This window comes from Streptomyces sp. NPDC059080 (assembly GCF_042739975.1).
Taxonomy (GTDB): domain Bacteria; phylum Actinomycetota; class Actinomycetes; order Streptomycetales; family Streptomycetaceae; genus Streptomyces; species Streptomyces benahoarensis.
This window is the reverse complement of the sequence record NZ_JBHYGX010000050.1, coordinates 1-25,105: the sequence shown is the minus strand read 5'-3', so window position 1 is coordinate 25,105 and position 25,105 is coordinate 1. Positions and strand designations below refer to the sequence as shown.

Here is a 25,105-nt window from a genome sequence, read left to right as displayed (position 1 = left end):
CGCCCCCGGCCCGGGGGGGGGGCCCCCCCCGCCCGGGGGGGCCCCCCCCCCGGGGGGGGGGCGGGCCGGGGGGGGGGGGGCCGGCCGGCCCCCGCCCCCCCCCCCACGGCCGTGACATGCCCTTTCGTGGCGGGATCCGTTCGGTGAGGGGGGCGCCAAAGATCCGGAATCCGCCCATGCGAAACTTTTCACATGAGTGCCTGCCGCGTCCCCCGCCGCCTCACCGGCTGCCGTCGCCTCACCCTGCTCGCCGCGGGGACGGCGCTCGCGTCGCTGACGCTGAGCGCCTGTGGTGAGGGCACCTCGGGTGGCTCCTCGCAGACCCGGTTCGTCCAGGGCAAGAACGGCATCGCCAGGGTCGACGCGGCCGACCGGCAGAAGGTGCCGGACATCTCGGGTGAGACCACCACCGGCAAGCAGCTCGATCTCTCCGACTACAAGGGCAAGGTCGTCGTCCTCAACGTCTGGGGCTCGTGGTGCGGCCCGTGCATCGCGGAGGCGCCGAACTTCGCCAAGGTCGCCAAGGACACCGAGGACCAGGGCGTCCAGTTCGTCGGGATCAACACCCGCGACAACAAGACCCAGGCGACCAGCTTCGAGGACCAGCACAAGATGCCGTACCCGAGCCTGTTCGACCCGACCGGCAAGCTGATGCTCCGCTTCCCCAAGGGCAGCCTCAACCCGCAGTCGATCCCGTCCACCATCGCCATCGACCGGCACGGGAAGATCGCCGCGCGCTCCCTCGGCCCGCTCGCCGAGTACGACCTCCGCGCGATGCTCAAGCCGCTGATCGCCGAGAAGTGATCCTGTGATCACGCTCGCCGCCGCGTACAACGACACCGTCATGACCGGCGCCCTGCTGGCGGCGGTGCCCGTCGCCCTCCTCGGCGGCCTGGTCTCCTTCTTCTCCCCCTGCGTGCTGCCGCTCGTACCGGGCTACATGTCGTACGTCACCGGCGTCACCGGCACCGACCTTGCGGAGGCCAAGCGCGGCCGGATGTTCGCCGGGGCGCTGCTCTTCGTCCTCGGCTTCACCGTCGTCTTCGTCTCCGGCGGCGCCCTCTTCGGCTTCTTCGGGCAGCGGCTCCAGGAGAACAAGGAGATCATCTCCCGGGTCCTCGGCGCCCTGATGATCCTGCTCGGGCTGGCCTTCGCCGGCGTCCTCAAGCGGTTCGGGCAGCGCGAGGTGCGCTTCCACAAGAAGCCCGCGATGGGCCTGGCCGGTGCGCCGCTGCTCGGCGCGCTCTTCGGCGTCGGCTGGACGCCGTGCCTGGGCCCCACCCTCACCGCCGTCAACACCCTCGCGCTCAACCAGGCGAGCGCCTCCCGTGGCGCGCTGCTCACCGTCGCCTACTGCCTGGGCCTGGGCCTGCCGTTCATCGCCGTGGCGCTGGCGTTCCGCCGGATGCTCGGCGCGTTCGGCTGGGTCAAGCGGCACTACGTATGGGTGATGCGGATCGGCGGCGGCATGATGGTCGCGCTCGGCATTCTCCTGGTCACCGGCGTCTGGGACGGAATGATGTCCGGGCTGCAGAGCTGGACGCAAAGCTCCACCGTTGGGATCTGAACCGATGTCCACCACGACCGACACCTCTCGCGACGCGGAGTCCGGCGCCCCGCGCGACGGCGACTCCGATCTCGGCGCGGCCGGATCGCAGCTCTCCACCGCCCCCAAGGAGGAGATCAGCTTCCCCTCGCTCGGCCCGGTCGGCTGGGTGCGGTGGTTCTGGCGCCAGCTCACCTCGATGCGGGTGGCGCTGCTGCTGCTGTTCCTGCTGTCGATAGGCGCCATCCCCGGTTCGCTGATCCCGCAGACCAGCATCGACCCCGTCAAGGTCGACTCCTTCAAGGCCGACCACCCCTCGCTCGCGGGCATCTACGACACGCTCGGGATGTTCCACGTCTACAGCTCGGTGTGGTTCTCCGCGATCTACCTGCTGCTCTTCATCTCCCTCATCGGCTGCATCGTGCCCCGCACCTGGCAGTTCGTCGGCCAGCTCCGCGGCCGTCCGCCGGGCGCGCCGCGCCGCCTGACCCGGCTGCCCGCGTACGCGACCTGGCGTACGGAGGCGGAGCCGGAGGCGGTGCTCGCGGCGGCGCAGCGGCTGCTGAAGAAGCGGCGGTTCCGCGCCCACCGGGCCGGTACGGCGGTGGCGTCCGAGAAGGGGTACCTGCGGGAGCTGGGCAACCTCGTCTTCCATGTCGCGCTGATCGTGATGCTGGTGGCGTTCGCCGTCGGCAACCTGTGGAAGTCCGAGGGCGGCAAGCTCGTCACCGAGGGCGACGGCTTCGCCAACAACCTCACGCAGTACGACGACTTCACGTCCGGCCCGTTCTTCGACACGGACGCGATGGAGCCGTTCGGCTTCACCCTCGACAGCTTCGACGCGACGTACGAGCGCACCGGCCCGGAGCGCGGCACGCCGCGCACCTTCCGCGCCAACGTCACGTACTACACCGGCGCCGACGGCACCGAGCACCGCACCAAGATCGAGGTCAACGAGCCGCTGGACATCGCCGGGTCGCGGGTCTACCTCCTCAGCCACGGCTACGCGCCGCAGGTCAAGGTCAAGGACGGCCGCGGCAAGGTCGTCTACGACGGCGCGGTGCCGTTCCTGACGCAGGACCCGAAGAACTTCACCTCCACCGGTGTGGTGAAGGTGCCCAGTGCGCAGACCAAGGACGGCAAGCGCAATCAGCTGGGCTTCCAGGGCTTCTTCGTGCCGACCTTCGGCGGCAAGGGCTCCGGCTCGATGTTCTCGACGTTCCCGGCGCTCGACTACCCGGTGTTGACGCTCACCGCGTACCACGGTGACCTCGGGCTGGGCTCGGGGCTCTCGCAGAGCGTCTACCAGCTCGACCAGAAGCACCTCAAGCAGTACAAGGTCAAGGACCGCAAGCTCGCGCAGATGATGCTGCCGGGCGAGACGATGAAGCTGCCGAACGGCGACGGCTCCATCACCTTCACCGGCGTCAAGACCTGGGCCAGCTTCAAGGTCACCCACCAGCCGGGCAACGGTCTCGCGCTGACCGGCGCGGTGGCGGCGCTGCTGGGTCTGGCGGCCTCGCTGTTCATCCAGCGCCGCCGGGTGTGGGTCCGCGCCGAGCCGGGCCCGGACGGCATCACCGTCGTCGAGATCGCCGGTCTGGGCCGCAGCGAATCGGCCCGGCTGCCGGAGGAACTCGGCGACCTGGCCGCCGCACTGACCCCGGACGCGCCGGTCGCGCCGGACGAGGAAGCCCCCGCAGGCCCCGAAGACCCGGCGCAGCCCACCGACTCCGCCGACCCCGCTGACCCCTCCGAAGGAGCGCGCGCGTGAACATCGCGGCCGCAGCCAACGAGACACTGGCGCACAACAGCAATCTGCTGGTCTACGGTGCGATGGCCGTCTACACCCTGGCCTTCCTCGCGCACCTGGCCGAGTGGGTGTTCGGCAGCCGCAGCAAGGTCGGCCGCACGGCCGCCGCGCTGACCACCGAGGCGGTCAAGCCCGCCGCCGTCACCGTCCGGTCGGCGGCCAAGGGCGGCGCCACCGTGCTGGACCGGCCCGCGGTCGTCACCCGCACCGCGCCCGGCGGCCGGGACGTCCCCGACGGCCCCGGCGCGGCCGGCGGCACCGAGAAGGGCGACCTCTACGGCCGGATCGCCATCTCCCTGACGGTGCTGGCCTGGGTGCTGCACCTCGGCGGCGTCGTCACCCGCGCCCTGTCCGTGCAGCGTGCCCCCTGGGGCAACATGTACGAGTTCTCCACCACGTTCGCCGCCGTCGCGGTCGCCGTGTACCTGATCCTGCTGGTGCTGAAGAAGAACGTCCGCTGGATCGGGCTGCCGCTGGTCACCACCGTCCTGCTCGACCTCGGCCTTGCGGTCTCCGTCCTGTACACCGCCAGCGACCAGCTGGTCCCGGCGCTCCACTCGTACTGGCTGTGGATCCACGTCAGCTGCGCCATCATCTCCGGCGCCGTCCTCTACATGGGCGCCGTCGCCACGCTCCTCTTCCTCTTCCGCGACCGCTACGAGGACCGGCTCGGCGACGGCCGGGTCGCCGCCCTGCACGAGCGGCTGGACACGCTGCGCCGGGCGGGCAAGGACCAGCAGGAGCCGACGTTCCGGGTGCGGGTGCGGGTCGCCGGCAACGACGTGCTCTCCCGGCTGCCCGCCGCCGCCTCGCTCGACAAGTTCGCCTACCGCGTCAACGCCACGGTCTTCCCGCTGTGGACGTTCACCATCATCGCGGGCGCCATCTGGGCCGAGGCCGCCTGGGGCCGCTACTGGGGCTGGGACCCCAAGGAGGTCTGGTCCTTCATCACCTGGGTCGCGTACGCCTGCTACCTGCACGCCCGCGCCACCGCCGGGTGGAAGGGCCGCAAGGCCGCCTGGCTGGGCCTGATCGCCTTCGCCTGCTACCTCTTCAACTACTACGGCGTGAACATCTTCGTCACCGGCCTGCATTCGTACGCCGGGGTCTGACGCACCCGTACGCATCAGCGGAGGCGGTCCCGTCACGGGGCCGCCTCCGGCGTTTTTCCGCGGGGCCCGGCGGGGCGGAAACGGGCGCGCGGACGAGGCGTGCGGGATACGGTGCGCGCATGGAACAGCGCATCACCCTGATCACTCTCGGAGTCACCGATCTCGCCCGTGCCAGGGGCTTCTACGAGGCCCTGGGCTGGCGCGGCCAGGAGGTCGAGGAGACCGTCTTCTTCCAGGCCGGCGGCCTCGGAGTGGTCCTGTGGGGCCGCGAGAAGCTGGCGGCGGACGCCGGGCTGGCACCCGGGACGCCGGGCGGCTTCGGCGGCATCGCCCTCGCCCACAACGTCCGCTCCGACGCCGAGGTCGACGCCCTGCTGGCGGCGGCGGAACGGGCCGGAGCCACCGTCACCAAGCCCGCGGCCGTCAACCCGATCGGCTTCTACTCCGGCGTCTTCACCGACCCGGACGGGCATGCCTGGGAGGTCGCGCACAATCCTGGTTTCCCGCTCGCGGCGGACGGGTCGGTGACGTTGCCGGACTTCGGCGGGGCCTGACCCGCAGACGAGGCGCGGCGGGGACCCGGGAACGGGCCCGGCCCACCTCCGCCGCTGCCTACGCTGCGCCCATGACGATCACCTACGAGTGGCGTGGCGACCTCGACAACACGGCCGTCGACGCCCTGCACGCGGAGGCGTTCGGCCACGGCCGCACAAACACCGACTGGCACACGCGGCTGCACCGCCACAGCCTCGGCTGGGTCTGCGCGCATCAGGGCGGCCGGCTGGTCGGGTTCGTCAACGTCGCCTGGGACGGCGGCGTCCACGCCTTCCTCCTCGACACGATGGTCGCCCGGGACGTGCGTGCGGCCGGCGTCGGCACCGTGCTGGTGGCCGCCGCCGCCCGAGGCGCCCGCGCGGCGCACTGCGACTGGCTCCACGTCGACTTCGAGGAGCATCTGCGCCCCTTCTACCGCGACGCCTGCGGCTTCCGGCCGACGGACGCGGGACTCCTGGCACTGCGCTGAACGCGCCCGCCCAGAGCGCCGTGCCGGCCGCCGGGGGGCCGGACCGCCGGGCGGCCCTCGTCGCACGGCGACCGCTCCGGCCCCGCTCACTCCGCCCCGGCGCCCCCGATGTCCTCCCGCCACAGCTCCGGCCGCGCCTGCGTGAACTCCCGCATCAGTGCCACGCACTCCGGGTCGTCCAGGAGCACGATGCGGACGCCGTGGCGGGCCAGCCAGTCGTGGCCGCCGTGGAAGGTGCGGGCCTCGCCGACGACGAGCCGGGAGATGCCGAACTGCCGCACCAGACCGCTGCAGTACCAGCAGGGCGAGAGGGTGGTGACCATCGTGGTGCCGCGGTAGCCGGGGCGGCGGCCGGCCGCGCGGAACGCTGCGGTCTCGGCGTGGGCGGACGGATCGCCGTCCTGGACGCGGAGGTTGCGGCCGCGTCCCCAGAGCGTGCCGTCGGGACCGTAGAGCGCCGCGCCGATCGGGACGCCGCCCTCGTCGCGCCCGGCGCGCGCCTCCGCCAGCGCGGTCGCCAGCATCGTCCGGGCCTGTTCCTGGAGATGGCGCGGGTCGCCCGGCAGTTCGGGGGCGGGGTGGTCGTCCGTGCCGTCGCGCATCAGCGCGTCGCGGTCGCGCGCCCACTCCCGGCGGCCGGGCTCCGATGGGTGGTCCATGCCGCCAGACTGTCAGTCCTTCGACGGCGGCGGGGTCTGGCCGGGGCCGTTCGGAGTGCCGTCGTCGCGGCGGCGCAGCTCCTCCTCGCGGCGGCGCAGATCGGCCTCCCAGTCCTTGAGCAGCGCCTCGTCCCGCGCGTTCCCGTCCTTCTTGTTCCCGTCCTTTTTGTTCTCGTCCTTGAGGGAGTTGAGGAATGCGGGGTTGTCGTCGGGCGCCACCCAGGTGGCCCGCCCGCGCGGCGCGCCGCCCGCGGGCTCGCGGACCTTGCCCGCGATGAGCCAGGCGACCGGCCCGACCAGCACCTCGCCGAAGAGCAGGATGATGAGCACCCAGATGACCTTGGGCAGGCCGCGGATCTGCGACTCGGGGGTGTTCACACAGTCGATGAACGCGTAGATCCACAGGGCCAGGACCAGGATGAACGGCAGATACCTGAGCATTGCGGAAGGGACCCCCCGGACGCGGCGGCGGGCCCGCTGCGGGGCCCGGTGACCTGTCCAGGGTAGTGCGTACCCGATACTGGGACGTATGGCTTATGACGATCTTCGCTCGTTTCTGCGCGCGCTCGACCGTGAGGGCGACCTCACGCGCATCAAGGCCGAGGTCGACCCCCACTTGGAGGTCGGCGAGATCGTTGACCGGGTGCAGAAGGCGGGCGGTCCCGCGCTTCTCTTCGAGAACGTCAAGGGCGCGGCGATGCCGCTGGCCATGAACGTCTACGGCACCGACCGCCGCCTGCTGAAGGCCCTCGGCCTGAAGTCGTACGGCGACATCAGCGACAAGATCGGCGGTCTGCTGCGGCCCGAGCTGCCGCAGGGTTTCGTCGGGATGCGCGAGGCGTTCGGCAAGCTCGCCGGGATGACGCACGTCCCGCCGAAGAAGATCAAGGGTGACGACGCGCCGGTCCAGGAGGTCGTGCTCCGTGGCGACGACGTCGATCTGGACGCGCTTCCCGCGCTCTTCACCTGGCCGAAGGACGGCGGCTCCTTCTTCAACCTGGGTCTGACGCACACCAAGGACCCCGAGACGGGCATCCGTAATCTCGGGCTCTACCGCCTCCAGCGTCACGACAAGCGCACCATCGGGATGCACTGGCAGATCCACAAGGACAGCCGGAACCACTACCAGGTCGCCGCCCGCCGCGGCGAGAAGCTGCCGGTCGCCATCGCCTTCGGCTGCCCCCCGGCCGTCACGTACGCGTCGACCGCGCCGCTGCCCGGCGACATCGACGAGTACCTCTTCGCCGGGTTCCTCCAGGGCAAGCGGATCGAGATGGTCGACTGCAAGACCGTTCCGCTCCAGGTCCCGGCGCAGGCGGAGGTCGTCATCGAGGGCTGGCTGGAGCCCGGCGAGATGCTGCCGGAGGGCCCCTTCGGCGACCACACCGGTTTCTACACGCCGCAGGAGCCGTTCCCGGCGCTGAAGATCGACTGCGTGACGATGCGGAAGCGGCCGCTGCTCCAGTCGATCGTGGTGGGCCGCCCGCCGACGGAGGACGGGCCGCTGGGCCGCGCGACGGAACGCTTCTTCCTCCCGCTGCTGAAGATCATCGTCCCGGACATCGTGGACTACCACCTCCCCGAGTCCGGCGGCTTCCACAACTGCGCGATCGTCTCGATCGACAAGAAGTACCCCAAGCACGCGCAGAAGGTCATGCACGCCATCTGGGGCGCCCACATGATGTCGCTGACCAAGCTGATCGTCGTCGTCGACGCCGACTGCGATGTGCACAACCTCCACGAGGTCTCCTGGCGAGCCCTCGGCAACACCGACTACGCCCGCGACCTGACCGTCGTCGAAGGCCCCGTCGACCACCTCGACCACGCCTCGTACCAGCAGTTCTGGGGCGGCAAGGCGGGTATCGACGCCACGAAGAAGTGGCCCGAGGAGGGCTACACCCGCGACGGCGGCTGGCCGGACATGGTCGAGTCGGACCCCCGGACGGCGGCGCTGGTCGACCGTCGGTGGAAGGAGTACGGCCTGTGAGCGGCGAGACGGTGGTTGCGGAGGGCAGCGCGAGCGGTCCCCGCCGGCGTGGGGGTGTTTCGGCGTTCCTGCGCCTGGTGATGATCGAGCACTCGGTCTTCGCGCTGCCCTTCGCCTACATCGCGGCGCTGACCGCGATGTACGAGTGGGACCGGACCATCCACTGGGGCCGGCTGCTGCTGGTGACGGTGGCGATGGTCGGTCTGCGGACGTTCGCGATGGCCGCCAACCGCATCATCGACCGCGAGATCGACGCCCGGAACCCGCGCACCGCGGGCCGCGAGCTGGTGACCGGCGCGGTGTCGGTCCGTTCGGCGTGGACCGGCGCGCTGGTCGCCGTCGTCGTCTTCCTCGGCGCGGCGGCGCTGCTCAACCCGCTGTGCCTGGCGCTGGCGCCGGTCGCGGTGGTGCCGATGGTGGTCTATCCGTACGGCAAGCGGTTCACGAACTTCCCGCACGCGATCCTCGGGCTGGCGCAGGCGATAGGGCCGGTCGGCGCGTGGCTGGCGATCAGCGGGAGCTGGTCGTGGGACGCGGTGATCCTGGGCCTCGCGGTCGGCGTCTGGATCGGCGGCTTCGACCTGATCTTCGCCTGCCAGGACGTCCAGGCCGACCGGGCGCACGGCGTGAAGTCCGTCCCCGCCCGCTTCGGCATCCCGGCGGCGCTGCACGGCGCCCGCGCCTGTCACGCCGTCACCACCGCGCTGCTGGTCTGGTACGCGCTGGCCACCGGCGCCGGGGTGTTCTTCTGGATCGGCCTGGTGATCGTCGTCGGGGCCTTCCTCTACGAGCACACGATCGTCCGGCCGCACGATCTGTCGCGCCTGAACCGCGCGTTCTTCAGCGTCAACGGCTTCATCGGTATCGCGCTCTTCGTCTGTGCCCTGGCCGACCTGCTGGTGCGCGGCCTGACGGTGTGACGGACCGGGACCGACACGGGTACGGGTACGGGTACGGGTACGGCCCGGGGCTTCTGGCCCCGGGCCGTACCCGTACCTGCTGGTCCGCGGTGGCCCGCCGTCCGTCCGTCACCGGAGGGGCGCGACGGCCCCCGGCTCACGGCTTGAGCATCGGCCAGGCGATCAGGCGGGGGTAGGTCCACCACTCGCCGCTCTTGGCCTTCACCGTGGCGAGGATCGCGCAGATGATGCCGGTGAGGCCGTAGGCGGCCATCATCGCGACGACCGTCAGCATCGGGATCGCGAGCCCGGCGGACGCGAGCTGCGTCTCGTCCGCCGCCAGGCCGTAGACGAGCATCGTGCCGAAGTAGAGCACGGTGCCGATGACCGCCATGACCGCCTGGGTGATACCGAAATTCAGCGCCTCGGTGGTGTGGTGGCGCAGATACGGGTCGTTCTTGCCGCGGGAGTCGTTGCGTATCGACATCGGGCCGATCCAGCCGAGGAACGCGCCGATCCCGCAGCAGATCACCGACCCGGCGGAGACCGTCAGCAGCGCGCTCAGATGCGCCCACATCGCGGTGGAGTGGGACGGCGCTGACGGGGGCTGCGGGGCGTATCCCGGGGTCGGGTACGGACCGGCGGGCGGGTAGCCGTAGCCGCCGGGCGGGGCGGACTGCCATCCCTGGGCGCCGTACGGCTGCTGCGGCGGCGGGCCCTGCGGGTCGTAGCCGTAACCGGGTTGCTGGTCGGACATCTCTGCTCACCCCGTCGAACTGCGTGCCGGACGGGCGGCCCGCCCGGCGCTCTGCCTCTACCGAGAGATTACGGGACGGGTCCGACAGCGGGACCGGCGGTGCGCCGCCGGCCGCTGAGCAGGAACGCGGCGAGCACCCCGCCGACCAGACCGAAGAGATGGCCCTGCCAGCTGACCTCGCTCGCCACGGGCAGCACGCCCCACAGCAGCGAGCCGTACACCACCAGGACGCCCACGCCGATGAGGACGTCGGGCAGCGACCGGTCGGTGAAGCCGCGGACGAGGAGGAAGCCGAGGATGCCGAAGACGACGCCGGAGGCGCCCGCGGTGTTGCTGTACGGGGCGGCCGTCAGCCAGACGCCGAGCCCGCTGACGACGGTGATGAGCGCGACCGCGGCGACGAAGCGGCGGACGCCGGTGCGCAGCGCGGCGAGGAAGCCGAGGACGAAGAGCGGCAGGGTGTTGGCGGCGAGGTGGCCGAAGCCGAAGTGGAGGAAGGCGGCGGGGACGATGTCGGCCAGCTCGGACAGCTCCCGTGGCCGGATGCCGAAGGTGTCGAGGGCGTGCCCGCTGACCGTGTCGACGACCTCCAGCGCCCACAGGAGGGCGATCCAGCCCAGCATCAGGAAGAGCGCGGGCCTCGCACGGCTCATCGTCCGGCCTCCTCGGTGCGCGGCCCCGCCCGGACGGCGGGGTCCACCGGGGAGAACGGCCGTGACGGGGCCGGTGGTTCCGCCGGATAGGGTCGATGTCGTGGAGTTCACGCCCAGCGACACCAGTTCACCCGGCGCCCCGCAGCCGGCTCCCGGCCCGCGCCGCCCATGGGTCGTCGGGGTCTCCGGCGCCTCCGGCACACCGTTCGCCGCCTCGGTGCTACGCGCATTGCTCGCCGCGGGTGAGGCGGTGGATCTGGTGGTGAGCCGGGCGTCCCGGCTGACGCTGCTGGACGAGACCGGTATCGCCTTCCGCGACGCCCACTGGCAGGCGGACCTGCGGCAATGGCTGGCGCGCGGCGCCGACGGCGGGCCGGAGACGTTCTCGGTGACCGAGGAGGAGCTGGCGCGGGTGCGGTACTGGCCGGCGGGGGATCTGGCGGCGGGCCCGTCGTCGGGTTCGTATCCGGCGAAGGGGATGCTGATCGTCCCGGCGAGCACGGCGTGCGTCGCCGGGGTGGCGCTCGGGCTCTCGAAGGATCTGCTCCAGCGGACGGCGAGCGTGACGCTCAAGGAGCGGCGGCCGCTGGTGGTCGCGGTGCGGGAGACCCCGCTGAGCGGACCGACGCTGAAGCAGCTGGTGGCGCTGGACGAGGCGGGCGCCGTGGTGCTGCCCGCCTCTCCGGCGTTCTACGCGGGGGCGACGCACATCCAGGATCTGGTGGACTTCGTCGCCGGCCGGGCGCTCGACGCGGCAGGGGTGCCGCACGGCCTGTACCGGCGTTGGGAGGGGGAACTGGGGCGGGCCTCCCGTGAGGAGGGCCCCGGTGTCCGTTAGGAAGAGGTCCGCGGGGGTCCGCCCGGCTCGTGGCGCGGGGCCCGCGGTGCGCGGATCAGCGCTTCTTGGCGGCGCGCAGCGTACGGCGCCGGGCCCGCGGGGCGGCGGGCTGGTGAGCACGGGAACGATTGGCCCGGTCCTGCAGCTCGCGCATGCGGGCGTAGGCCATCTCGATCGAGTACACGGTGGCAACTCCTGTGAAGATCGTCCTTGATCATTTGAGAGAATCGCAGGGCATCGGGCCCTGTATGCCTTAGATTCTACATGCAGGACTCGAAAATTCATAAAGATTGGAAGGCTTGAGGGCATGGACGCGGTGGATAGGCAGCTCATCCAGGCACTTCGCGAAAACGGGCGGGCCTCGTACGCGGAGCTGGGCCGGCTCGTCGGCCTCTCCGGGCCCAGCGTCACGGACCGCATCAACCGCCTGGAGGCGGCCGGAGTCATCACCGGCTACCGCGCGACGATCGACGCCAAATCCCTCGGGCTCGGCGTCACCGCGCTGGTCGGCATCTCCCTCTCGGACGCCGCCGACCACGAGGACGTCGCCCAGCGGCTGCGCGACCTGGAGGAGATCGAGGACTGCTGGTTCATCGCCGGGGACGACTCCTACATGCTCAAGGTGCGCGTCGGCGACGTCGACGGCCTGGAGACGACGATCAGCCGGCTCTCCGGCACCAAGGGTGTCTCCCGGACGCGGACCACGATCGTGCTCTCCACCAAGTGGGAGAACCGCGTCGGCGAGCTGCCCGAGGAGACCGCGTAGCAGATACGGCGGGGGCGGCGGGCCGTCAGGGGCCTCCGCCCTCCCCGCGCGCGGGGGAGTAGGCTCGGTCCGGCTCGTTCGCAGGGCCGGAACGGGACAGACACGGACACGGCAGAGACTGGAGGCGACCGGATGGCTGCGTCGATGGATGCGGGCCTCAAGCGCGAGCTGGAGGCGAAGGTCCACGCCGGTGAGCGGCTGACCCGCGAGGACGGCATCGCCCTCTACGAGTCCGACGATCTGGCATGGCTGGGCGGTCTCGCCCACGAGGTGCGCACCCGTAAGAACGGCGACGTCGTCCACTTCAACGTCAACCGCCACCTCAACATGACCAACGTGTGCACCGCGTCGTGCGCCTACTGCTCGTTCCAGCGCAAGCCGGGCGAGAAGGACGCGTACACCATGCGCATCGAGGAGGCCGTCCGCCTCGCCAAGGCGATGGAGAACGACAGCCTCACCGAGCTGCACATCGTCAACGGCCTGCACCCGAACCTGCCGTGGCGCTACTACCCGCGCTCCCTCAGCGAGTTGAAGAAGGCGCTGCCGAACGTCTCGCTGAAGGCGTTCACCGCCACCGAGATCCACCACTTCGAGACCATCTCCGGCCTCTCCGCCTCCGAGATCCTCGACGAGCTGATCGAGGCGGGCCTGGAGTCGCTGACCGGCGGCGGCGCGGAGATCTTCGACTGGGAGGTCCGGCAGCACATCGTCGACCACGCCACCCACTGGGAGGACTGGTCGCGCATCCACCGCCTCGCGCACGAGAAGGGTCTCAAGACTCCGTGCACGATGCTCTACGGCCACATCGAGGAGCCGCGCCACCGCGTCGACCACGTGCTGCGCCTGCGGGAACTCCAGGATGAGACCGGCGGCTTCCAGGTCTTCATCCCGCTGCGCTACCAGCACGACTTCGTCGACATGCAGGACGGCAAGGTCCGCAACAAGCTCCAGGCGCGCACGACGATGGCCACCGGCGCCGAGGCGCTGAAGACCTTCGCCGTCTCCCGGCTGCTCTTCGACAACGTCCCGCACGTCAAGTGCTTCTGGGTGATGCACGGCCTCCAGACCACGCAGCTGGCGCTCCAGCACGGCGCGGACGACATGGACGGCTCGGTCGTCGAGTACAAGATCACCCACGACGCGGACAACTACGGCACGCCCAACAAGCTGACCCGTGAGGACCTGCTCGACCTGATCCGCGACGCCGGTTTCCGTCCCGTCGAGCGCAACACCCGCTACGAGGCGATCCGCGAGTACCCGGGCCCGGACCCGGAGCGCCGCGAGTCGCCGCAGGCGATGCGCGTCTGACGCCGTTCACCGACAACGCCCTCCGGCTCCGGCCGGGGGGCGTTGTCGGTGGTCAGAGACGTCTGCCCCGGGGTGCGGCAACGGCCGCCGGGGCCACGGAAGATCGCCCCTGGCGCTGTGCTTGACTGGTTGGCGACCCTTTGGTTGCCGTTGAGAAGAAGGTTCCGCACCGTGAGCAGCCCCAAGTACGCCACACTCCGCTACACCGCGCTCCGCCTCGGCCTCTTCCTCGCCTGCTTCGCGGTGGCGTGGGGGCTCGCGTACGTCGGCGTCATCCCGCTCGCGGTCAAGGGTTCCAACATGATCTGGCTGCTGCTGGTCGCCATCGTGGTCTCCGCGCCGCTCAGCCTGGTGCTGCTGCGCAAGCAGCGGGACCAGATGTCCGTGCAGATCGTCGACAGGGTCGACCGGCAGCGCGAGCGGTTGGACGCCAACCGCCGCCAGGAGGACGGTCTTCTCTGAAGCCACCGGGCCGTACCCCGGCCCGCCCGCCGTGGGTGTCGGACACCTCACACCGCCGCCGCACCGTCCCGGACGCCCCGCCTCGGAATTTCCCTTCCGTGGTGGGGCGTTCGGCTTTTGTGTGCGGTGCCGTGGGCGGCGAGACCAAAGATTTTCTTTGGGTTCCCCAAAGCTTGAGTGTTAACGTAACCGGCATGAAGACAGCAGTCGCGCACGTGTTCCCCCCGGGCATCCCGCTCGTGGCGCGTCTGCACGTCGATCTTTGCCGCCGTGTCTCCGCGGCCTGTTGCCGCCGCTGACCTCCGAGCGGCCGGAGATCCGCGTACGGACCTCCGGGCGGCCTGACGCCCCCCACCTTCACTTCACTTTCACCGACGCCTGACCTGTCCCAGGAGTGTGTCCGTTGTCCACGTCCTCCGAGACCTCCGCGCCCGCGGCGCCCACGTCCCGCATACCGAAGATCCCGTTCTGGGTCCAGATCCTGGCCGGTCTGGTCCTCGGCGTCCTGCTCGGCTGGGTCGCCAAGAGCGGTGACGTCGCCTGGCTGACGTCCACGCTGGAGCACATCGGCGACCTCTTCGTGCAGCTGCTGAAGCTCGCCGTCGCCCCGCTGGTCTTCTTCGCGATCCTGGTGTCGATCACCAACCTGCGGCAGGTCAACAACGCCGCCCGGCTCGCCACCCGCACCCTGCTGTGGTTCATGGCAACCTCGCTGATCGCCGTCGCCATCGGCCTCGCGATCGGCCTGCTGACCAGCCCCGGCGCGGGCACCGGCCTGACGCCGAAGGACGGGCAGGCGCCCGAGCACGCCGGTTCCTGGATCGACTTCCTGACCGGCATCATCCCCACCGACGTCATCACGCCGTTCACCGAGCTGAACGTCATGCAGATCGTCTTCATGGCCGCCGTCGCCGGTATCGCCGCCCTCCAGCTCGGCGAGAAGGCCGAACCGGTCCTCAAGATCAGCCGCTCCGCCCTGGAGCTGCTGCAGAAGGCCCTGTGGTGGGTCATCCGCCTCGCCCCGATCGGCACCGTCGGCCTCATCGGCCACGCCATCGCGACGTACGGCTGGAACCTCATCGGCAAGTACGCGACGTTCACCGTCGACATCTACGTCGGCTGCGCCCTCGTCCTCTTCGGCGTCTACCCGCTGCTGTTGTCGACGGTCGCCAAGGTCAGCCCGGTCCAGTTCTTCAAGGGCGCCTGGCCCGCGATCCAGCTGGCCTTCGTCTCCCGCTCCTCGGTCGGCACCATGCCGGTCACCCAGAAGGTCACCGAGCGCCTCGGCGTGCCCAAGGAGTACGCGTCCTTCGCGGTGCCGTTCGGCTCGACGACCAAGATGGACGGCTGCGCCTCGATCTACCCGGCCATCGCCGCGATCTTCATCGCCCAGATCTTCGATGTGCCGCTGGGCGTCGGCGACTACATCCTGATCGCCTTCGTCTCCGTCATCGGCTCGGCGGCCACCGCCGGTCTGACCGGCGCGACGGTCATGCTGACCCTGACGCTGTCCACCCTGGGCCTGCCCCTGGAGGGCGTCGGCCTGCTGATGGCGATCGACCCGATCCTCGACATGATGCGCACCGCCACCAACGTCGCGGGCCAGGCGGTGATCCCGATCCTCGTCGCCGCCAAGGAGAAGATCCTCGACCGCGAGGCGTACGCGACGGCCCACGGCAGCCGCCTGGAGGCGGACGCGGAGGGCGAGGTCGTCGCCGTCGAGCAGGGCGCCCCGGTGCCCGCCGCGGCAGCCGCTAGCTGACCCGCCCGCGCGGCCGTCCGTCCCCCGGCCCGCGCGCGCCACCGGCGCCCCCGGAACCCATGCGGTTCCGGGGGCGCCGGCGCCATACGGGCACGCTCACCCCGTAGACCCCGTAGACCCCGTAGCCCCCGTGTGCGCCAGGATCGCCGTCGCGAGCGGGCCCTGGACGGCCGGCGGCAGCGCATGCCCCAGCCCCGGGATCTCCGTGACGCGGACGGCGTTCAGGCACTGCGCGAGGTGCTGCGGATGCGGCGGCGGGAAGACCGGCTCGGCGGGGGCCACGATGACCTGCACCGGGACGCGGTTGGCGGCCAGCTCCTCGGTGCGCAGCATGCCGGCGTCGTCGGCGCGGGAGTGCGCGCTCGGCGGCGTGTACGTCCCGGTGTGCGCGATGATCCGCCGCTCCAGGTCCCGGAACCACGCCGGGTCGAAGGGCAGCTGCCTGCCGGCGAGCAGCCGCCAGTGCTCGGTACGCCGGTCCAGTTCGGCCTCCTCGCCCAGGTCCTCGATCGGCTGCGCCCAGAACTCCAGGACCTCCGGCGCGATGCCCGGCAGCTCCTCGACGGGCACCTCGGTGCCGTCCGGCGCGGTGTACGGGCGGGTGCTGAGCGCGTTGGTGCCCAGCAGGGTGGCGGAGCTGACCCGGTCGGGGTGGTCGGCGAGGACGAGTTGGCTCAGCATCCCGCCGAGGGAGAGCCCGACGAGGTGGGCGCGCGCGATGCCCAGTCCGTCGAGGACGGCGACGATGTCCTCGGCGAGGGCGGTGACCGGATAGGGGTCGGTGTCGAACGCCCAGGTGGAGCGGCCGGTGTCGCGGTGGTCGTAGCGGATCACGCGGTGGTGTTCGGCGAGCGCGTCGACGAACGGCTCGGGCCAGCCGAGGCCGGACGCCTGCGCGCCCATGACCAGCAGCAGCGGCGGCGCGTCGGCCGGACCGCGCTGCTCGGTCCACAGGCGGATGCCGGGGGCGGCTTCGACGTACTGCTGCATGGGCTGCTGCGTGGACTGCTGCGTGGGCTGCTGCATGGGGGACCTCCGGAGGCGGTTCGGGGACGGGGTGCGCGCGGTGGGTCGATGAGGCCCTGACGCATAGCGAGACGCACCGTCTCGCGTCGCAACGAGACGTATCGTCTCGTTAAGGGGAGGCAACGTCAAGGGAATGGGCGTGCGGAAGATCGTAAACTTCGGTGGGTCGAGGGGTGGGACGGAAAGGCGTTCGGCGTGGGTGCGGTGAAGAGCAAGCGGATGCCGCGTGCGGTCCGTGAGCAGCAGATGTTGGATGCGGCGGTGATCACCTTCGCCCGGCACGGCTACCGCGCCGCCTCGATGGACGGCATCGCGGAGCTCGCCGGGGTCTCCAAACCGCTCGTCTACCTCTATCTGCACTCCAAGGAGGAGCTGTTCGGCGCCGTCATCCGGCGGGAGGCGGCGGCGCTGGTCACAGCGGTGACGGCGGCGGTGGAGCCGCACGCGCCCGCCGACCGGCAGCTGTGGAGCGGCCTGACCGGCTTCTTCGCGTACACCGCGGCGCACCCCGACAGCTGGGCGGTGCTGCACCAGCAGGCGCGGACGCAGGGCGCGCCGTTCGCGCACGAGGTGACCGCGATGCGGGCCGAGCTGGTCGACTTCGTGACCGGCCTGATCGGCGCCGCGGCCCGGGAGTCGGACTGCGCCGCCGAACTGGCCGCCCGCGAGGTGGCGGGGTTCGCCCATGCCCTGGTCGGCGCGGCGGAATCACTCGCCGAGTGGGCCAACGTCCGCCAGAAGGACGGGAGTTCGGACGAGGGCGCCCCGGTGGATCCCCGGGAGGCGGCGGAGCGGACGGCCGCCACGTTGATGAACTTCGCCTGGACGGGGATGGGGCGGTTGATGGCGGGGGAGCGGTGGGGGCCGGGCGTCGCGGAGGCGCCGGGGCGGCACCAGCTCGACTCTCGTACGCAGGCGGCGCGTTGAAGGGCGTCCTTGCCGCGGATCCGCCCCACAAAGCCGGTCGCCAGGCATTGGCCGGCGCATCGCCCTCGCGTAGAGGCATCGGCCGGCGCATCGCCCTCGCGTAGATTTACCGCGAAGTAAGGTTACTGGTCGGTCGAGGTGAAGGGTCGGCGGGACGTTGCCCCGTGCCGACGACGGGGCCTCCAACAACAGTTGCACAGAAGGGAGTTGACCGTTCCCCCCGCTGCTCCCCCGCTGCTCCCCCGCTGCTCCTGCGCTGCGCACGCCGCCCCCGCCGCACCCCGCTCCCCGTGCCGTCGACGCCGCCAACCGCCTCGTCTCCCGTCCCGAATCCATCCGCCGCTTCGCGGCCTCCCCGTGGAGCTCACGGAACGTGCCGGTCACCTGACGCCGTCCCGGAAGCTTCGCCGGGCGGTCGTGAAACGTGAATTCGCGGGGTGGACAGAGGGGCTGTACGAGAGGGGGACGGGCGCGGGGTGATCTGCACGGCCCGTGTGGCCCGGGTGCGCCCCGTACGCGCCGATCGGGCGGCCCGCGCGTGCCACCCGGAGTGACTCACGCGACCTGACCCCGACGTAAGAAACCCGCTACCCCCTATGGAGCCATTCCGCGCGGCGCGTCAGACTGGAACCCCGTGTCACCTCTGTGGGGGAGGTGGCACGGGGTTTCCCGTAGGGGGCGGAGCCCGAGGCCGCGGCCTTCGTCTCAGTCCGGGCCAACGGACCGGGGACCGGAGATCAGGGAAAACCCGGGGACCCTCCCGCCGTACCCCGCCCCCCACCGGGTAGAGGCAAAACCGGGGGCCCACCCATCCCCTACGGGACATCCCCCACATGCCCGAGCCGCCAGGGCTTTCTCACTCCCGCAGCAGCTCACACCACACCGTCTTGCTCCCGGCGCCCCGCCGCACCCCCCAGCGCAGCGCCACCGCCTCCAGCAGCGCCAGCCCGCGCCCGCGCTCCTCGTCCCGGCACGCGGTCCGCCGCACAGGCAGCGCCGACGGCTCCGGATCGGTCACCGCCAGCCACGTCCGCCCGTCGCCCCCGCCGGTGACCTGCACCGTCACCGGCGCACCCGCCCCGACGTGCAGGATCACGTTGCTCAGCAGCTCACTGGCGCACAGCTGCGCGTCCCCGCACTCGTCCCCCAGGTGGCGCCGCAGCTCCCGCCGTACGGTGCGGACCGCCCCCGGCACGGCCAGCAGCTTCAGCAACAGCGTGGTCCTCACCGCACCGCGGCCGGGAGGGTTTCCGGCGGCCGCCGCCCCCGATGGAGCCGGTCGCGACCTGCCCGCCGGACGTGGTCGAGCGGTACCGGCGGGCGGCGGTGGAATGGCGGACCGGGGAGGTGCCGCCGATCGAGGTGGCGCTCTGGCTGACGAAACCGGCCGGACAGGTGCGGGGCACATGGCGTGAACCGGCCGAGGCGGCGGACCGGCTGGGTGGGCAACGCGCCTCGTAAGCGCCGTGGTTCGCGTCGGTGCGGGACCGGGTCGGGGATTCCCCACCCTTCCGGCCCTGAGTAGATTCGCCCCGACGTTCTGATCATTTTTTATGGGGGCGGCATGGACTGGGGGACGCTCGCAGGGGCGGTCAGTGGTGGGGCGCTGGCGATGGCGGGGACCGTGCTCGCCGACCGGCTGCGGCATCGGTACGAGGCCGATCGGGGGACCGGGGAGCGGCGGCGGGTCGGGTATCTGGAGTTCATCACGGCGGCGGAGGCGTGCCATGCGCGGTTGCGGGCGATCGCCAAGGACCCCGGGGCCGAGGCCGATCCGGGCGCGGCCAGCCGTGCGGCGCTGAGCGAGGCGGGGATCTACGAGGCGCGGGAGCGGCTGTTCCTCGACGCGACCACCGGGGTGGCCAGTGCCGGGCAGGCGATGTTCGAGCGGCTGCGGGCGCTGCAACGCGCGGTGGCGGACGGCGCCGGAACGGACTCGGCCGCCTTCCACGACGCCCACCACCCCTACATCGGCACGGTGTGGGCCTACCGCGTCGCCGTACGCGAAGAGTTGGAGGGTCAGCCCCTCGCGCCCGCCGATTTCGGCTGGGGCCGCTGGGACGGTACGGACCGGTGCCCGACGTGCGGAGGGGCGGCCGCGGCCGCGGCTGCGGCGGGGGAGTGAGCGGGCGCGGTCCGGAGCCCCGCCGGAGCCCGGAGCCCCGCCGGAGTGCCCTACCCCTCTGTCGTAAGGGGAGGTGAGGGCGGTCCCGCGGTTCTTCCCGGGCCCCGGCCCCGGCGGGGCGCCCCGCCGGACCTTCGCCTCAGACGGCGCGGCGGGCCATGGCGCCGACCGCGCCCCCGGCATCGAGCCGGGGTATGCGCCGCTGCGCCGCATGCGCCGCGGCCCGGTAGCGGGGATCGGGGCGCAGCGCGTACTCGCGCAGGCAGGCTTCGGTGAACTTGATGACGTGTTCGTCGCCGTGGTCGGCGGCGCGGGCGGCCTGGTCTCCGAGGGGCGGCAGGTCGGGGACCTCGTCGCGCCAGGCGTCGGTGCCTTCGCCGCGCCGGTCGATGGTGAACGCCAGCAGGAACGCGGTGTGCACCTGCCAGAGCCGGGCCAGCGTCGGTTCGTACAGCTCGTACGGGAGGTGGGGCAGGACGAGGCGGACGGCGGCGGGGGCGGTGACGCCGTGGATGAGGGGGACCGGGGGGACCTCGGGATGGCCGAGGTAGACGTCGGTGAACTGGAGTGTCATGTCGCCGAGCAGGCGGGGCGCGTGCTCGGGGGCGAGGCGGCCCAGGCTCTCGTGGTAGCCGGGGTGGTCGGTGAGGGCATCGAGGCGGCGGCGGACCACGCCCGGGGTGAGGCCGCCGTCCTGGGGGTCGCGGGGGAGCGCGGCGACGGCGGACGGGAGGGTGTGGGCGCCGTGCAGGCGGGGCGCGCCGGGGAGTTCGGTGTAGCGGGCGGCCCAGTAGGCGAGGCCGCGGGAGAGTTCGGTGAGCTGGAGCGGGGTGGCGTCGGCGCCGGCCGCGTGGAGGCCGCGGACGGCGTGGGCGGTGCGGATCAGGCCGTGCGTCAGGCCCGCGAACAGGCCGGGGAGCAGCCGCGGCCACCAGCGGACGAGGACGTCGCGCCAGGGGGCGTCGGCGAGTTCCCGGGCGAAGAGGGCTTCCCAGTCGCCGGCCCGGTCGAACGTGCCGAGGGCGGGGCGCCAGGACGACGGGTCGGCGGGGTCGAGGGGGAAGCGGGCGGCGGGCGGGGCGTGGTGGTCCAGGGCGCGGCGGTAGCGGCCGACCCACTGGGCGACGTCGTCCTCGTGGCCGAGCGCGGCCAGCGCCTCGGCGCCCATGGGGCCGTGGCTGGCCAGGTCGACGCCCTGCCCGCGTTCGTAGCCGAGGTCGTCCATCCGCTCCAGGGCGTCGTTGAGGGCGTCGCGGTATCCGGTCGACGGCATGCTCTCTCTCCCCTTTCAGTTCGGTTTGCCAAACAGTTTGGTTAACCAAACCATCTAGACTCGCAGTATGCCCCACACGCCCGAACCCGGGAAGGCCCCCCGGGTGCCGACCCCCGCAGAACTCGAAGTCATCGGCCTCATACCGCTGTTGGAACCGTTCTTCCGGGCCGGGGCGGTACGCGACCTCATGCCGGAGAAGATGCGCGAGGCGATGGAGGCGAACGGGCTGACCGCCCGGCACGGTGCGGTGCTGCCGCAGCTGCTGTCCGGCGGCCCGCTGACCGTCGGCGACATCGCCCGGCGGCTGCATGTGTCCCTGCCGACCGCGAGCGAACTGGTCGGCGCCCTCAACCGTGCCGGAATGGTCACCCGCACCGAGGACCCGGCCAACCGCCGCCGCATCCTGGTCGCCCTCGCCGACGCCTACCGCCCGGCCCTCGAAGCGTTCGTCGCCCGCCGCTCCGAACCCCTCCTGCGCGCCCTCGACGCCCTCACGCCCGAGGAACGCGCCGGATTCCTGGCGGGGCTGACGGGGTGGGTGCGCGAGATCAGGGAGAACTAGGGGATCAGGGAGAACTGGGGGATCAGGGAGAACTGGGGCGTGTATCGGAAGCAGATCTTGAGGCGAGATGATCTGGTTCCGTGGCGCGTGGAGATCTGACGGATTGGCCGTGGGCCCGCGCTGTGGCCACGGGATACGACAAGCTCGCGGACCGCTACGAGGCCACTGTCCACGTAGCGGCCAGCAACGAGTGGCTGTGACCCGCACCGTCAGGAAGGCGGGCGGAGGGCCAGTGGAGTTGAGGTGGTTCAGGGGGTGATGGTGTGTTCGGTGAATTGGCCACAGGAGCGGAACCCCAGGCGGTGGTAGACGGGCTCGCCGTCGGCTGACGCCTGCAAGACCGCGATGCGGTGATCTCGGTCGCGGGCCGTGCGGAGTGCCGCGCGTGTGATGGCACCGCCGTAGCCGCGTCGGCGGTGGGTGGCCAGGGTGCAGATGTTGTAGATCCCGGCAACCCCCGCGTGAGCAAACACTTCGGCCGAACAGACCGGACGGCCCTCCACGTAGCCGACCAGGTAACGGGCCGGGCAGTGCGCGGCCAGTGCCTGTGGGGCGGCCCGGGCGAAGAAGCGGCGGACGGTGTCAGCGGGCGGGGCCCAGTTCGCAGCGAGAACCGCGGCGTAGTCGGCGAGCCGCTCGGGCGTGGCCACCGTCTGGATGTCCAGTCCCTGGGCGGCGGGCAGCGGCAGGGTGGCGTCCAGCTCGGCCCACATGGCCGTCTCGCGTGCGGACGCCGGCAGACCGGCGGCCGTCAGGCGGGCGGTGAGGTCCAGTGGTGTCGAGGCAGGCCCCACCCACCAGGAGAAACGGCGGCCAGTGCGAGCCAGCGTCTGAGCGGTCTCGGTGATACGTGCCGGTGCGGTGGCGGCGGCGAAGCGGGCTGCGGCAACGATATTGAAAGTGTCGTCGTCCAGGCCGCTGTCGGCGACCAGGAGGTCATCAGTCTCTGTGACGGCCGCACCGGTCATGCTCCGATGCAGGTGACAGGCATGCTCCGCCAGGTTCCGTTCCATCCTGTCCATCACGTCGGCTTCATCGAGGAAATGAGCATTCATAGCGAATAACCCCAGCATGACCATGCGAAGGCCGCACGTGATTTTGGATCGTCCGCCGACGGTGTCGCGCTGGCGACCAGCACATGCGATACACGCCCTGGATGTATTGCCCTGTGACGTTGTCGGCCGCCCCGGACGCGGGGAGGCCGCCGGGGCGTACCGAACGTATCCCCGGGTGCGGCGGGCAACGGCCCTGTCCTGACGCGCTTTTGACGGCGGGCGGCCCGGCCCTTGCGGATCGCTGACGGGGCGGCGGCGGGTGGCCGGGCGCGCCTCGTGGAAGCGGGTGTTGATACGGGCTCGGTACGGTGTGCCCACGTCAAGATCGGATGGACGAGCGGGGAGTGTGGTGCAAAGTGTTCGGGGATTTCTCGGTTCTGGGGCCGGTGGGGGCGATCGTGCTCGCGGTGCTGGCGCTGGTGGTCTTCCTGCTGCCGACCTATGTGGCGTTCCACCGCAAGGCGGACGAGCGGTGGATCGTGCTGGTCGTCAATGTGCTGTTCGGCGCGACGTTCGTGGGCTGGGTGATCGCCCTCATCCTGGCGACGCGGAAGCCGGCCGCCGAGCGGCAGGCGGCGGCGTGACGGTGTGAGCGGGGCGCCGGTTACAGCCCGGGGTGCGTGGGTGTGACGGCTCCGCCCCAGGGCGCCCGGCCCGCGAGCCCGCCCGTGGGCGCCCGGCCCGGCCGGTGACGTCGGGCGGACGGAATCATGACGGGCCCCTGACGGAACCCTGACAGAAAGGCCCGGCAGAAGAACCGCGCCGGAGGAACCTCCCGGAGGATTCCGCGGACCGCGGACCGCGGACCGCGGACCGCTGAACGCTGAACGCGGAACAGGACCCGGGAACTCAGGGAATTCGGGCGGACGCGCGCGTCAGCTGACTCGGGAGTCAGGAAATCGCCCTCCGCCGGTCCCGCGCCGCAGATCCGTTTCCGCGCCCGTTTCCCCTCCCGTCTCCGTCCGGTACATGACCAGTTTGCGTGCCGTATGCCGGTGCTGCGGCGGGGAGAATCGGAAATCTGGTTGCGGCTGGCGGAAAAGCCGAAAAAAGCAGGAGCCCCGCTGCCGCCGAAGAGGCGGAGCGGGGCTCCTTGGGTACTGCTCTTGAGAACAGCGATCAATGGCCGTTACCGGCCGACCCGGGCAACTTAGGCCGGGGTGACGTTCTCCGCCTGCGGGCCCTTCGGACCCTGCGTGACGTCGAAGTTCACCGGCTGGTTCTCCTCCAGGGAGCGGAAGCCGGAGGCGTTGATCGCGGAGTAGTGGACGAAGACATCCGGGCCGCCGCCGTCCTGGGCGATGAAGCCGAAGCCCTTTTCAGCGTTGAACCACTTGACGGTTCCGGTAGCCATAAGCCCTCCTTGGGCCAAAGGGTTGCCCTGCTCCAGAACCTGAAACAAGTCTGAAAACGACAAAAGCCTGCGGGTTACATGCTCCGCAGGCTCTGTACTGCAAGGGAAACCAAACTGCAACTTGCGCTGAGCGTAGCATGGTGCGCTCGTGCGGTGGAAGAGCCAAAGATCACGTTTACCCGAAGGGGTCAGTGCCACCCATCTGGCGCCCGGGGAGCCATATGCGCCCCCGCCGTACCGGTTCCCGACCCACGGGTCTAGCCTCCGCGTGTGGACAATTCAACCTTTGGAGACGCCCCCGCCGAAGCCGCCGCCGACGCCCGTCGCAGCCGGCCGCGGGTGGGCCACATCCAGTTTCTGAACTGCCTGCCCCTTTATTGGGGCCTCGCCCGTACGGGCACCCTGCTCGATCTGGAGCTGACCAAGGACACCCCGGAGAAGCTCAGCGAGCAGCTCGTCCGGGGGGAGCTCGACATCGCTCCGGTCACCCTGGTGGAGTTCCTGCGCGCCGCCGACGACCTCGTGGCCTTCCCGGACCTCGCGGTCGGCTGCGACGGTCCGGTGATGTCCTGCGTGATCGTCTCGCAGAAGCCGTTGGACCAGCTGGACGGTGCCCGGGTCGCCCTCGGGTCGACGTCGCGGACCTCGGTGCGGCTCGCGCAGCTGCTGCTCGCCGAGCGGATCGGGGTCCGGCCGGACTACTTCACCTGCCCGCCGGACCTGGGCCTGATGATGCAGGAGGCGGACGCCGCCGTCCTGATCGGGGACGCCGCGCTCCGCGCCAACCTCCACGACGGGCCCCGACTCGGCCTCCAGGTCCACGACCTGGGGGAGATGTGGAAGGAGTGGACGGGCCTGCCGTTCGTCTTCGCGGTCTGGGCCACCCGCCGCGACTACCTCGCGCGCGAGCCGCAGGTCGTGGAGAAGGTCCACGAGGCGTTCCTCGCGTCCCGGGACGTGTCGCTGGAGGAGGTCACCAAGGTCGCCGAGCAGGCCGCTCGCTGGGAGTCCTTCGACGAGGCGGTGCTGGAGAAGTACTTCACGACGCTGGACTTCCGCTTCGGCCCCGACCAGCTGCGCGGTGTCACCGAGTTCGCCCGCCGGGTCGGCCCGACCACCGGCTTCCCCGCCGATGTGGCGGTGGACCTCCTCGGGCGCTGACCGGCGGGGCCACCGGCGCGCGCCGCATCGCCGCGC

29 protein-coding genes and 1 pseudogene are annotated in these 25,105 nt (G+C 71.4%); 20 read left to right on the top strand and 10 right to left on the bottom strand.

What is annotated here, in order from left to right; all coding sequences use genetic code 11:
- Positions 1-192 precede the first annotated feature (192 nt).
- From ACFWWQ_RS26670 to ACFWWQ_RS26645, 6 genes are all read left to right on the top strand, one after another.
- A complete protein-coding gene (locus ACFWWQ_RS26670; RefSeq protein ID WP_384601064.1) occupies positions 193-804 on the top strand; it encodes a TlpA family protein disulfide reductase in 612 nt (203 codons plus the stop codon).
- 4 nt (positions 805-808) lie between these two features.
- Positions 809-1,567, top strand: a complete 759-nt coding sequence (locus ACFWWQ_RS26665) for a cytochrome c biogenesis CcdA family protein (RefSeq protein WP_384601061.1) — start codon at positions 809-811, stop codon at positions 1,565-1,567.
- Between the two features lie 4 nt (positions 1,568-1,571).
- On the top strand, positions 1,572-3,320 hold the full coding sequence (locus ACFWWQ_RS26660) for a cytochrome c biogenesis protein ResB (RefSeq protein ID WP_384601058.1): 1,749 nt from the start codon (positions 1,572-1,574) through the stop codon (positions 3,318-3,320).
- Complete coding sequence (gene ccsB, locus ACFWWQ_RS26655; protein ID WP_384601055.1) at positions 3,317-4,471, top strand: c-type cytochrome biogenesis protein CcsB; 1,155 nt, start codon at positions 3,317-3,319, stop codon at positions 4,469-4,471. Before ACFWWQ_RS26660 ends, ccsB begins: the two co-directional genes overlap by 4 nt.
- A 119-nt stretch (positions 4,472-4,590) precedes the next feature.
- On the top strand, positions 4,591-5,025 hold the full coding sequence (locus tag ACFWWQ_RS26650) for a VOC family protein (protein WP_384601052.1): 435 nt from the start codon (positions 4,591-4,593) through the stop codon (positions 5,023-5,025).
- Positions 5,026-5,096: 71 nt separating this feature from the next.
- Positions 5,097-5,495 carry a GNAT family N-acetyltransferase gene (locus ACFWWQ_RS26645; protein WP_384601050.1) on the top strand — a complete coding sequence of 133 codons (399 nt, stop codon included), beginning with the start codon at positions 5,097-5,099 and terminating at the stop codon, positions 5,493-5,495.
- An 86-nt stretch (positions 5,496-5,581) separates the two neighbouring features.
- Here the strand turns inward: ACFWWQ_RS26645 and ACFWWQ_RS26640 are convergent, their stop codons facing one another.
- Complete coding sequence (locus tag ACFWWQ_RS26640; protein ID WP_384601119.1) at positions 5,582-6,019, bottom strand: nucleoside deaminase; 438 nt, start codon at positions 6,017-6,019, stop codon at positions 5,582-5,584.
- A gap of 147 nt (positions 6,020-6,166) precedes the next feature.
- Positions 6,167-6,595: a PLD nuclease N-terminal domain-containing protein gene (locus tag ACFWWQ_RS26635; RefSeq protein WP_384601047.1), complete on the bottom strand. Its 429-nt coding sequence runs from the start codon at positions 6,593-6,595 to the stop codon at positions 6,167-6,169.
- A gap of 88 nt (positions 6,596-6,683) precedes the next feature.
- On the opposite strand from ACFWWQ_RS26635, the gene ACFWWQ_RS26630 reads away from it, so the two are divergent.
- Together ACFWWQ_RS26630 and mqnP are read left to right on the top strand one after the other, a co-directional pair.
- Positions 6,684-8,141: a menaquinone biosynthesis decarboxylase gene (locus tag ACFWWQ_RS26630; protein WP_384601044.1), complete on the top strand. Its 1,458-nt coding sequence runs from the start codon at positions 6,684-6,686 to the stop codon at positions 8,139-8,141.
- A complete protein-coding gene (mqnP, locus tag ACFWWQ_RS26625; protein WP_384601042.1) occupies positions 8,138-9,061 on the top strand; it encodes a menaquinone biosynthesis prenyltransferase MqnP in 924 nt (307 codons plus the stop codon). The genes ACFWWQ_RS26630 and mqnP overlap by 4 nt, the downstream gene beginning before the upstream one ends.
- Before the next feature lie 136 nt (positions 9,062-9,197).
- On the opposite strand, the gene ACFWWQ_RS26620 is transcribed toward mqnP, so the two are convergent.
- Both ACFWWQ_RS26620 and ACFWWQ_RS26615 read right to left on the bottom strand, forming a co-directional pair.
- A complete protein-coding gene (locus ACFWWQ_RS26620; RefSeq protein WP_384601039.1) occupies positions 9,198-9,797 on the bottom strand; it encodes a DUF4870 domain-containing protein in 600 nt (199 codons plus the stop codon).
- 68 nt (positions 9,798-9,865) lie between these two features.
- Entirely contained in the window at positions 9,866-10,450 is a 585-nt protein-coding gene (locus ACFWWQ_RS26615; RefSeq protein WP_384601037.1) for a rhomboid family intramembrane serine protease, read from the bottom strand.
- Between the two features lie 100 nt (positions 10,451-10,550).
- Between ACFWWQ_RS26615 and ACFWWQ_RS26610 the strand changes: the two genes are divergently transcribed.
- Entirely contained in the window at positions 10,551-11,288 is a 738-nt protein-coding gene (locus ACFWWQ_RS26610) for a UbiX family flavin prenyltransferase (RefSeq protein WP_384601034.1), read from the top strand.
- A 55-nt stretch (positions 11,289-11,343) separates the two neighbouring features.
- Here the strand turns inward: ACFWWQ_RS26610 and ACFWWQ_RS26605 are convergent, their stop codons facing one another.
- Entirely contained in the window at positions 11,344-11,472 is a 129-nt protein-coding gene (locus ACFWWQ_RS26605) for a hypothetical protein (RefSeq protein ID WP_281180012.1), read from the bottom strand.
- A 123-nt stretch (positions 11,473-11,595) separates the two neighbouring features.
- On the opposite strand from ACFWWQ_RS26605, the gene ACFWWQ_RS26600 reads away from it, so the two are divergent.
- The 4 genes from ACFWWQ_RS26600 (at position 11,596) to ACFWWQ_RS26585 (ending at position 15,586) form a co-directional block, all read left to right on the top strand.
- Positions 11,596-12,054 (top strand): Lrp/AsnC family transcriptional regulator, encoded by a 459-nt coding sequence (locus tag ACFWWQ_RS26600; protein ID WP_384601030.1) that lies wholly within the window; start codon positions 11,596-11,598, stop codon positions 12,052-12,054.
- 144 nt (positions 12,055-12,198) lie between these two features.
- Positions 12,199-13,362 carry an aminofutalosine synthase MqnE gene (gene mqnE, locus ACFWWQ_RS26595; protein WP_384601116.1) on the top strand — a complete coding sequence of 388 codons (1,164 nt, stop codon included), beginning with the start codon at positions 12,199-12,201 and terminating at the stop codon, positions 13,360-13,362.
- Between the two features lie 171 nt (positions 13,363-13,533).
- Positions 13,534-13,824 carry a DUF4229 domain-containing protein gene (locus ACFWWQ_RS26590; RefSeq protein ID WP_384601027.1) on the top strand — a complete coding sequence of 97 codons (291 nt, stop codon included), beginning with the start codon at positions 13,534-13,536 and terminating at the stop codon, positions 13,822-13,824.
- 394 nt (positions 13,825-14,218) lie between these two features.
- On the top strand, positions 14,219-15,586 hold the full coding sequence (locus tag ACFWWQ_RS26585) for a dicarboxylate/amino acid:cation symporter (RefSeq protein ID WP_384601024.1): 1,368 nt from the start codon (positions 14,219-14,221) through the stop codon (positions 15,584-15,586).
- A 96-nt stretch (positions 15,587-15,682) separates the two neighbouring features.
- Here ACFWWQ_RS26585 and ACFWWQ_RS26580 read toward each other — a convergent pair whose 3' ends face one another.
- Complete coding sequence (locus ACFWWQ_RS26580) at positions 15,683-16,576, bottom strand: alpha/beta fold hydrolase (RefSeq protein ID WP_384601114.1); 894 nt, start codon at positions 16,574-16,576, stop codon at positions 15,683-15,685.
- A 255-nt stretch (positions 16,577-16,831) separates the two neighbouring features.
- Here ACFWWQ_RS26580 and ACFWWQ_RS26575 point away from each other — a divergent pair, with 255 nt between their 5' ends.
- Both ACFWWQ_RS26575 and ACFWWQ_RS26570 read left to right on the top strand, forming a co-directional pair.
- On the top strand, positions 16,832-17,539 hold the full coding sequence (locus ACFWWQ_RS26575) for a TetR/AcrR family transcriptional regulator (protein ID WP_384601111.1): 708 nt from the start codon (positions 16,832-16,834) through the stop codon (positions 17,537-17,539).
- 289 nt (positions 17,540-17,828) lie between these two features.
- Positions 17,829-18,019: pseudogene (locus ACFWWQ_RS26570) on the top strand (hypothetical protein); the annotation flags it as partial.
- Positions 18,020-18,395: 376 nt separating this feature from the next.
- On the opposite strand, the gene ACFWWQ_RS26565 reads toward ACFWWQ_RS26570, so the two are convergent.
- Positions 18,396-18,767 carry an ATP-binding protein gene (locus ACFWWQ_RS26565; RefSeq protein WP_384601021.1) on the bottom strand — a complete coding sequence of 124 codons (372 nt, stop codon included), beginning with the start codon at positions 18,765-18,767 and terminating at the stop codon, positions 18,396-18,398.
- Between the two features lie 41 nt (positions 18,768-18,808).
- On the opposite strand from ACFWWQ_RS26565, the gene ACFWWQ_RS26560 reads away from it, so the two are divergent.
- Entirely contained in the window at positions 18,809-19,000 is a 192-nt protein-coding gene (locus ACFWWQ_RS26560) for a hypothetical protein (RefSeq protein ID WP_384601018.1), read from the top strand.
- Positions 19,001-19,103: 103 nt separating this feature from the next.
- Positions 19,104-19,664: a CchlQ gene (locus ACFWWQ_RS26555; protein ID WP_384601015.1), complete on the top strand. Its 561-nt coding sequence runs from the start codon at positions 19,104-19,106 to the stop codon at positions 19,662-19,664.
- Positions 19,665-19,803: 139 nt separating this feature from the next.
- On the opposite strand, the gene ACFWWQ_RS26550 is transcribed toward ACFWWQ_RS26555, so the two are convergent.
- A complete protein-coding gene (locus tag ACFWWQ_RS26550) occupies positions 19,804-20,937 on the bottom strand; it encodes a hypothetical protein (protein WP_384601012.1) in 1,134 nt (377 codons plus the stop codon).
- A gap of 67 nt (positions 20,938-21,004) precedes the next feature.
- On the opposite strand from ACFWWQ_RS26550, the gene ACFWWQ_RS26545 reads away from it, so the two are divergent.
- A complete protein-coding gene (locus ACFWWQ_RS26545) occupies positions 21,005-21,499 on the top strand; it encodes a MarR family winged helix-turn-helix transcriptional regulator (RefSeq protein WP_384601009.1) in 495 nt (164 codons plus the stop codon).
- Between the two features lie 248 nt (positions 21,500-21,747).
- Here the strand turns inward: ACFWWQ_RS26545 and ACFWWQ_RS26540 are convergent, their stop codons facing one another.
- The gene (locus ACFWWQ_RS26540) at positions 21,748-22,512 is read right to left on the bottom strand and encodes a GNAT family N-acetyltransferase (RefSeq protein ID WP_384601108.1); all 765 of its coding nucleotides are present in this window, start codon (positions 22,510-22,512) and stop codon (positions 21,748-21,750) included.
- 398 nt (positions 22,513-22,910) lie between these two features.
- Between ACFWWQ_RS26540 and ACFWWQ_RS26535 the strand changes: the two genes are divergently transcribed.
- The gene (locus ACFWWQ_RS26535) at positions 22,911-23,138 is read left to right on the top strand and encodes a superinfection immunity protein (protein WP_384601006.1); all 228 of its coding nucleotides are present in this window, start codon (positions 22,911-22,913) and stop codon (positions 23,136-23,138) included.
- 566 nt (positions 23,139-23,704) lie between these two features.
- On the opposite strand, the gene ACFWWQ_RS26530 is transcribed toward ACFWWQ_RS26535, so the two are convergent.
- Positions 23,705-23,908 (bottom strand): cold-shock protein, encoded by a 204-nt coding sequence (locus tag ACFWWQ_RS26530; RefSeq protein ID WP_168103550.1) that lies wholly within the window; start codon positions 23,906-23,908, stop codon positions 23,705-23,707.
- Between the two features lie 270 nt (positions 23,909-24,178).
- On the opposite strand from ACFWWQ_RS26530, the gene ACFWWQ_RS26525 reads away from it, so the two are divergent.
- On the top strand, positions 24,179-25,069 hold the full coding sequence (locus ACFWWQ_RS26525) for a menaquinone biosynthetic enzyme MqnA/MqnD family protein (RefSeq protein WP_384601003.1): 891 nt from the start codon (positions 24,179-24,181) through the stop codon (positions 25,067-25,069).
- Positions 25,070-25,105: the final 36 nt, after the last annotated feature.

Excerpts from the sequence above, each read along its gene's own strand:
- ACFWWQ_RS26670 (WP_384601064.1), top strand. The coding sequence starts at position 193 with ATGAGTGCCTGCCGCGTCCCCCGCCGCCTCACCGGCTGCCGTCGCCTC.
- ACFWWQ_RS26660 (WP_384601058.1), top strand. The coding sequence starts at position 1,572 with ATGTCCACCACGACCGACACCTCTCGCGACGCGGAGTCCGGCGCCCCG.
- ACFWWQ_RS26650 (WP_384601052.1), top strand. The coding sequence starts at position 4,591 with ATGGAACAGCGCATCACCCTGATCACTCTCGGAGTCACCGATCTCGCC.
- ACFWWQ_RS26645 (WP_384601050.1), top strand. The coding sequence starts at position 5,097 with ATGACGATCACCTACGAGTGGCGTGGCGACCTCGACAACACGGCCGTC.
- ACFWWQ_RS26640 (WP_384601119.1), bottom strand. The coding sequence starts at position 6,019 with ATGCTGGCGACCGCGCTGGCGGAGGCGCGCGCCGGGCGCGACGAGGGC.
- ACFWWQ_RS26635 (WP_384601047.1), bottom strand. The coding sequence starts at position 6,595 with ATGCTCAGGTATCTGCCGTTCATCCTGGTCCTGGCCCTGTGGATCTAC.
- ACFWWQ_RS26630 (WP_384601044.1), top strand. The coding sequence starts at position 6,684 with ATGGCTTATGACGATCTTCGCTCGTTTCTGCGCGCGCTCGACCGTGAG.
- ACFWWQ_RS26620 (WP_384601039.1), bottom strand. The coding sequence starts at position 9,797 with ATGTCCGACCAGCAACCCGGTTACGGCTACGACCCGCAGGGCCCGCCG.
- ACFWWQ_RS26615 (WP_384601037.1), bottom strand. The coding sequence starts at position 10,450 with ATGAGCCGTGCGAGGCCCGCGCTCTTCCTGATGCTGGGCTGGATCGCC.
- ACFWWQ_RS26600 (WP_384601030.1), top strand. The coding sequence starts at position 11,596 with ATGGACGCGGTGGATAGGCAGCTCATCCAGGCACTTCGCGAAAACGGG.
- mqnE (WP_384601116.1), top strand. The coding sequence starts at position 12,199 with ATGGATGCGGGCCTCAAGCGCGAGCTGGAGGCGAAGGTCCACGCCGGT.
- ACFWWQ_RS26580 (WP_384601114.1), bottom strand. The coding sequence starts at position 16,576 with ATGCAGCAGTACGTCGAAGCCGCCCCCGGCATCCGCCTGTGGACCGAG.
- ACFWWQ_RS26575 (WP_384601111.1), top strand. The coding sequence starts at position 16,832 with ATGCCGCGTGCGGTCCGTGAGCAGCAGATGTTGGATGCGGCGGTGATC.
- ACFWWQ_RS26560 (WP_384601018.1), top strand. The coding sequence starts at position 18,809 with ATGGAGCCGGTCGCGACCTGCCCGCCGGACGTGGTCGAGCGGTACCGG.
- ACFWWQ_RS26555 (WP_384601015.1), top strand. The coding sequence starts at position 19,104 with ATGGACTGGGGGACGCTCGCAGGGGCGGTCAGTGGTGGGGCGCTGGCG.
- ACFWWQ_RS26550 (WP_384601012.1), bottom strand. The coding sequence starts at position 20,937 with ATGCCGTCGACCGGATACCGCGACGCCCTCAACGACGCCCTGGAGCGG.
- ACFWWQ_RS26545 (WP_384601009.1), top strand. The coding sequence starts at position 21,005 with ATGCCCCACACGCCCGAACCCGGGAAGGCCCCCCGGGTGCCGACCCCC.
- ACFWWQ_RS26540 (WP_384601108.1), bottom strand. The coding sequence starts at position 22,512 with ATGGAACGGAACCTGGCGGAGCATGCCTGTCACCTGCATCGGAGCATG.
- ACFWWQ_RS26530 (WP_168103550.1), bottom strand. The coding sequence starts at position 23,908 with ATGGCTACCGGAACCGTCAAGTGGTTCAACGCTGAAAAGGGCTTCGGC.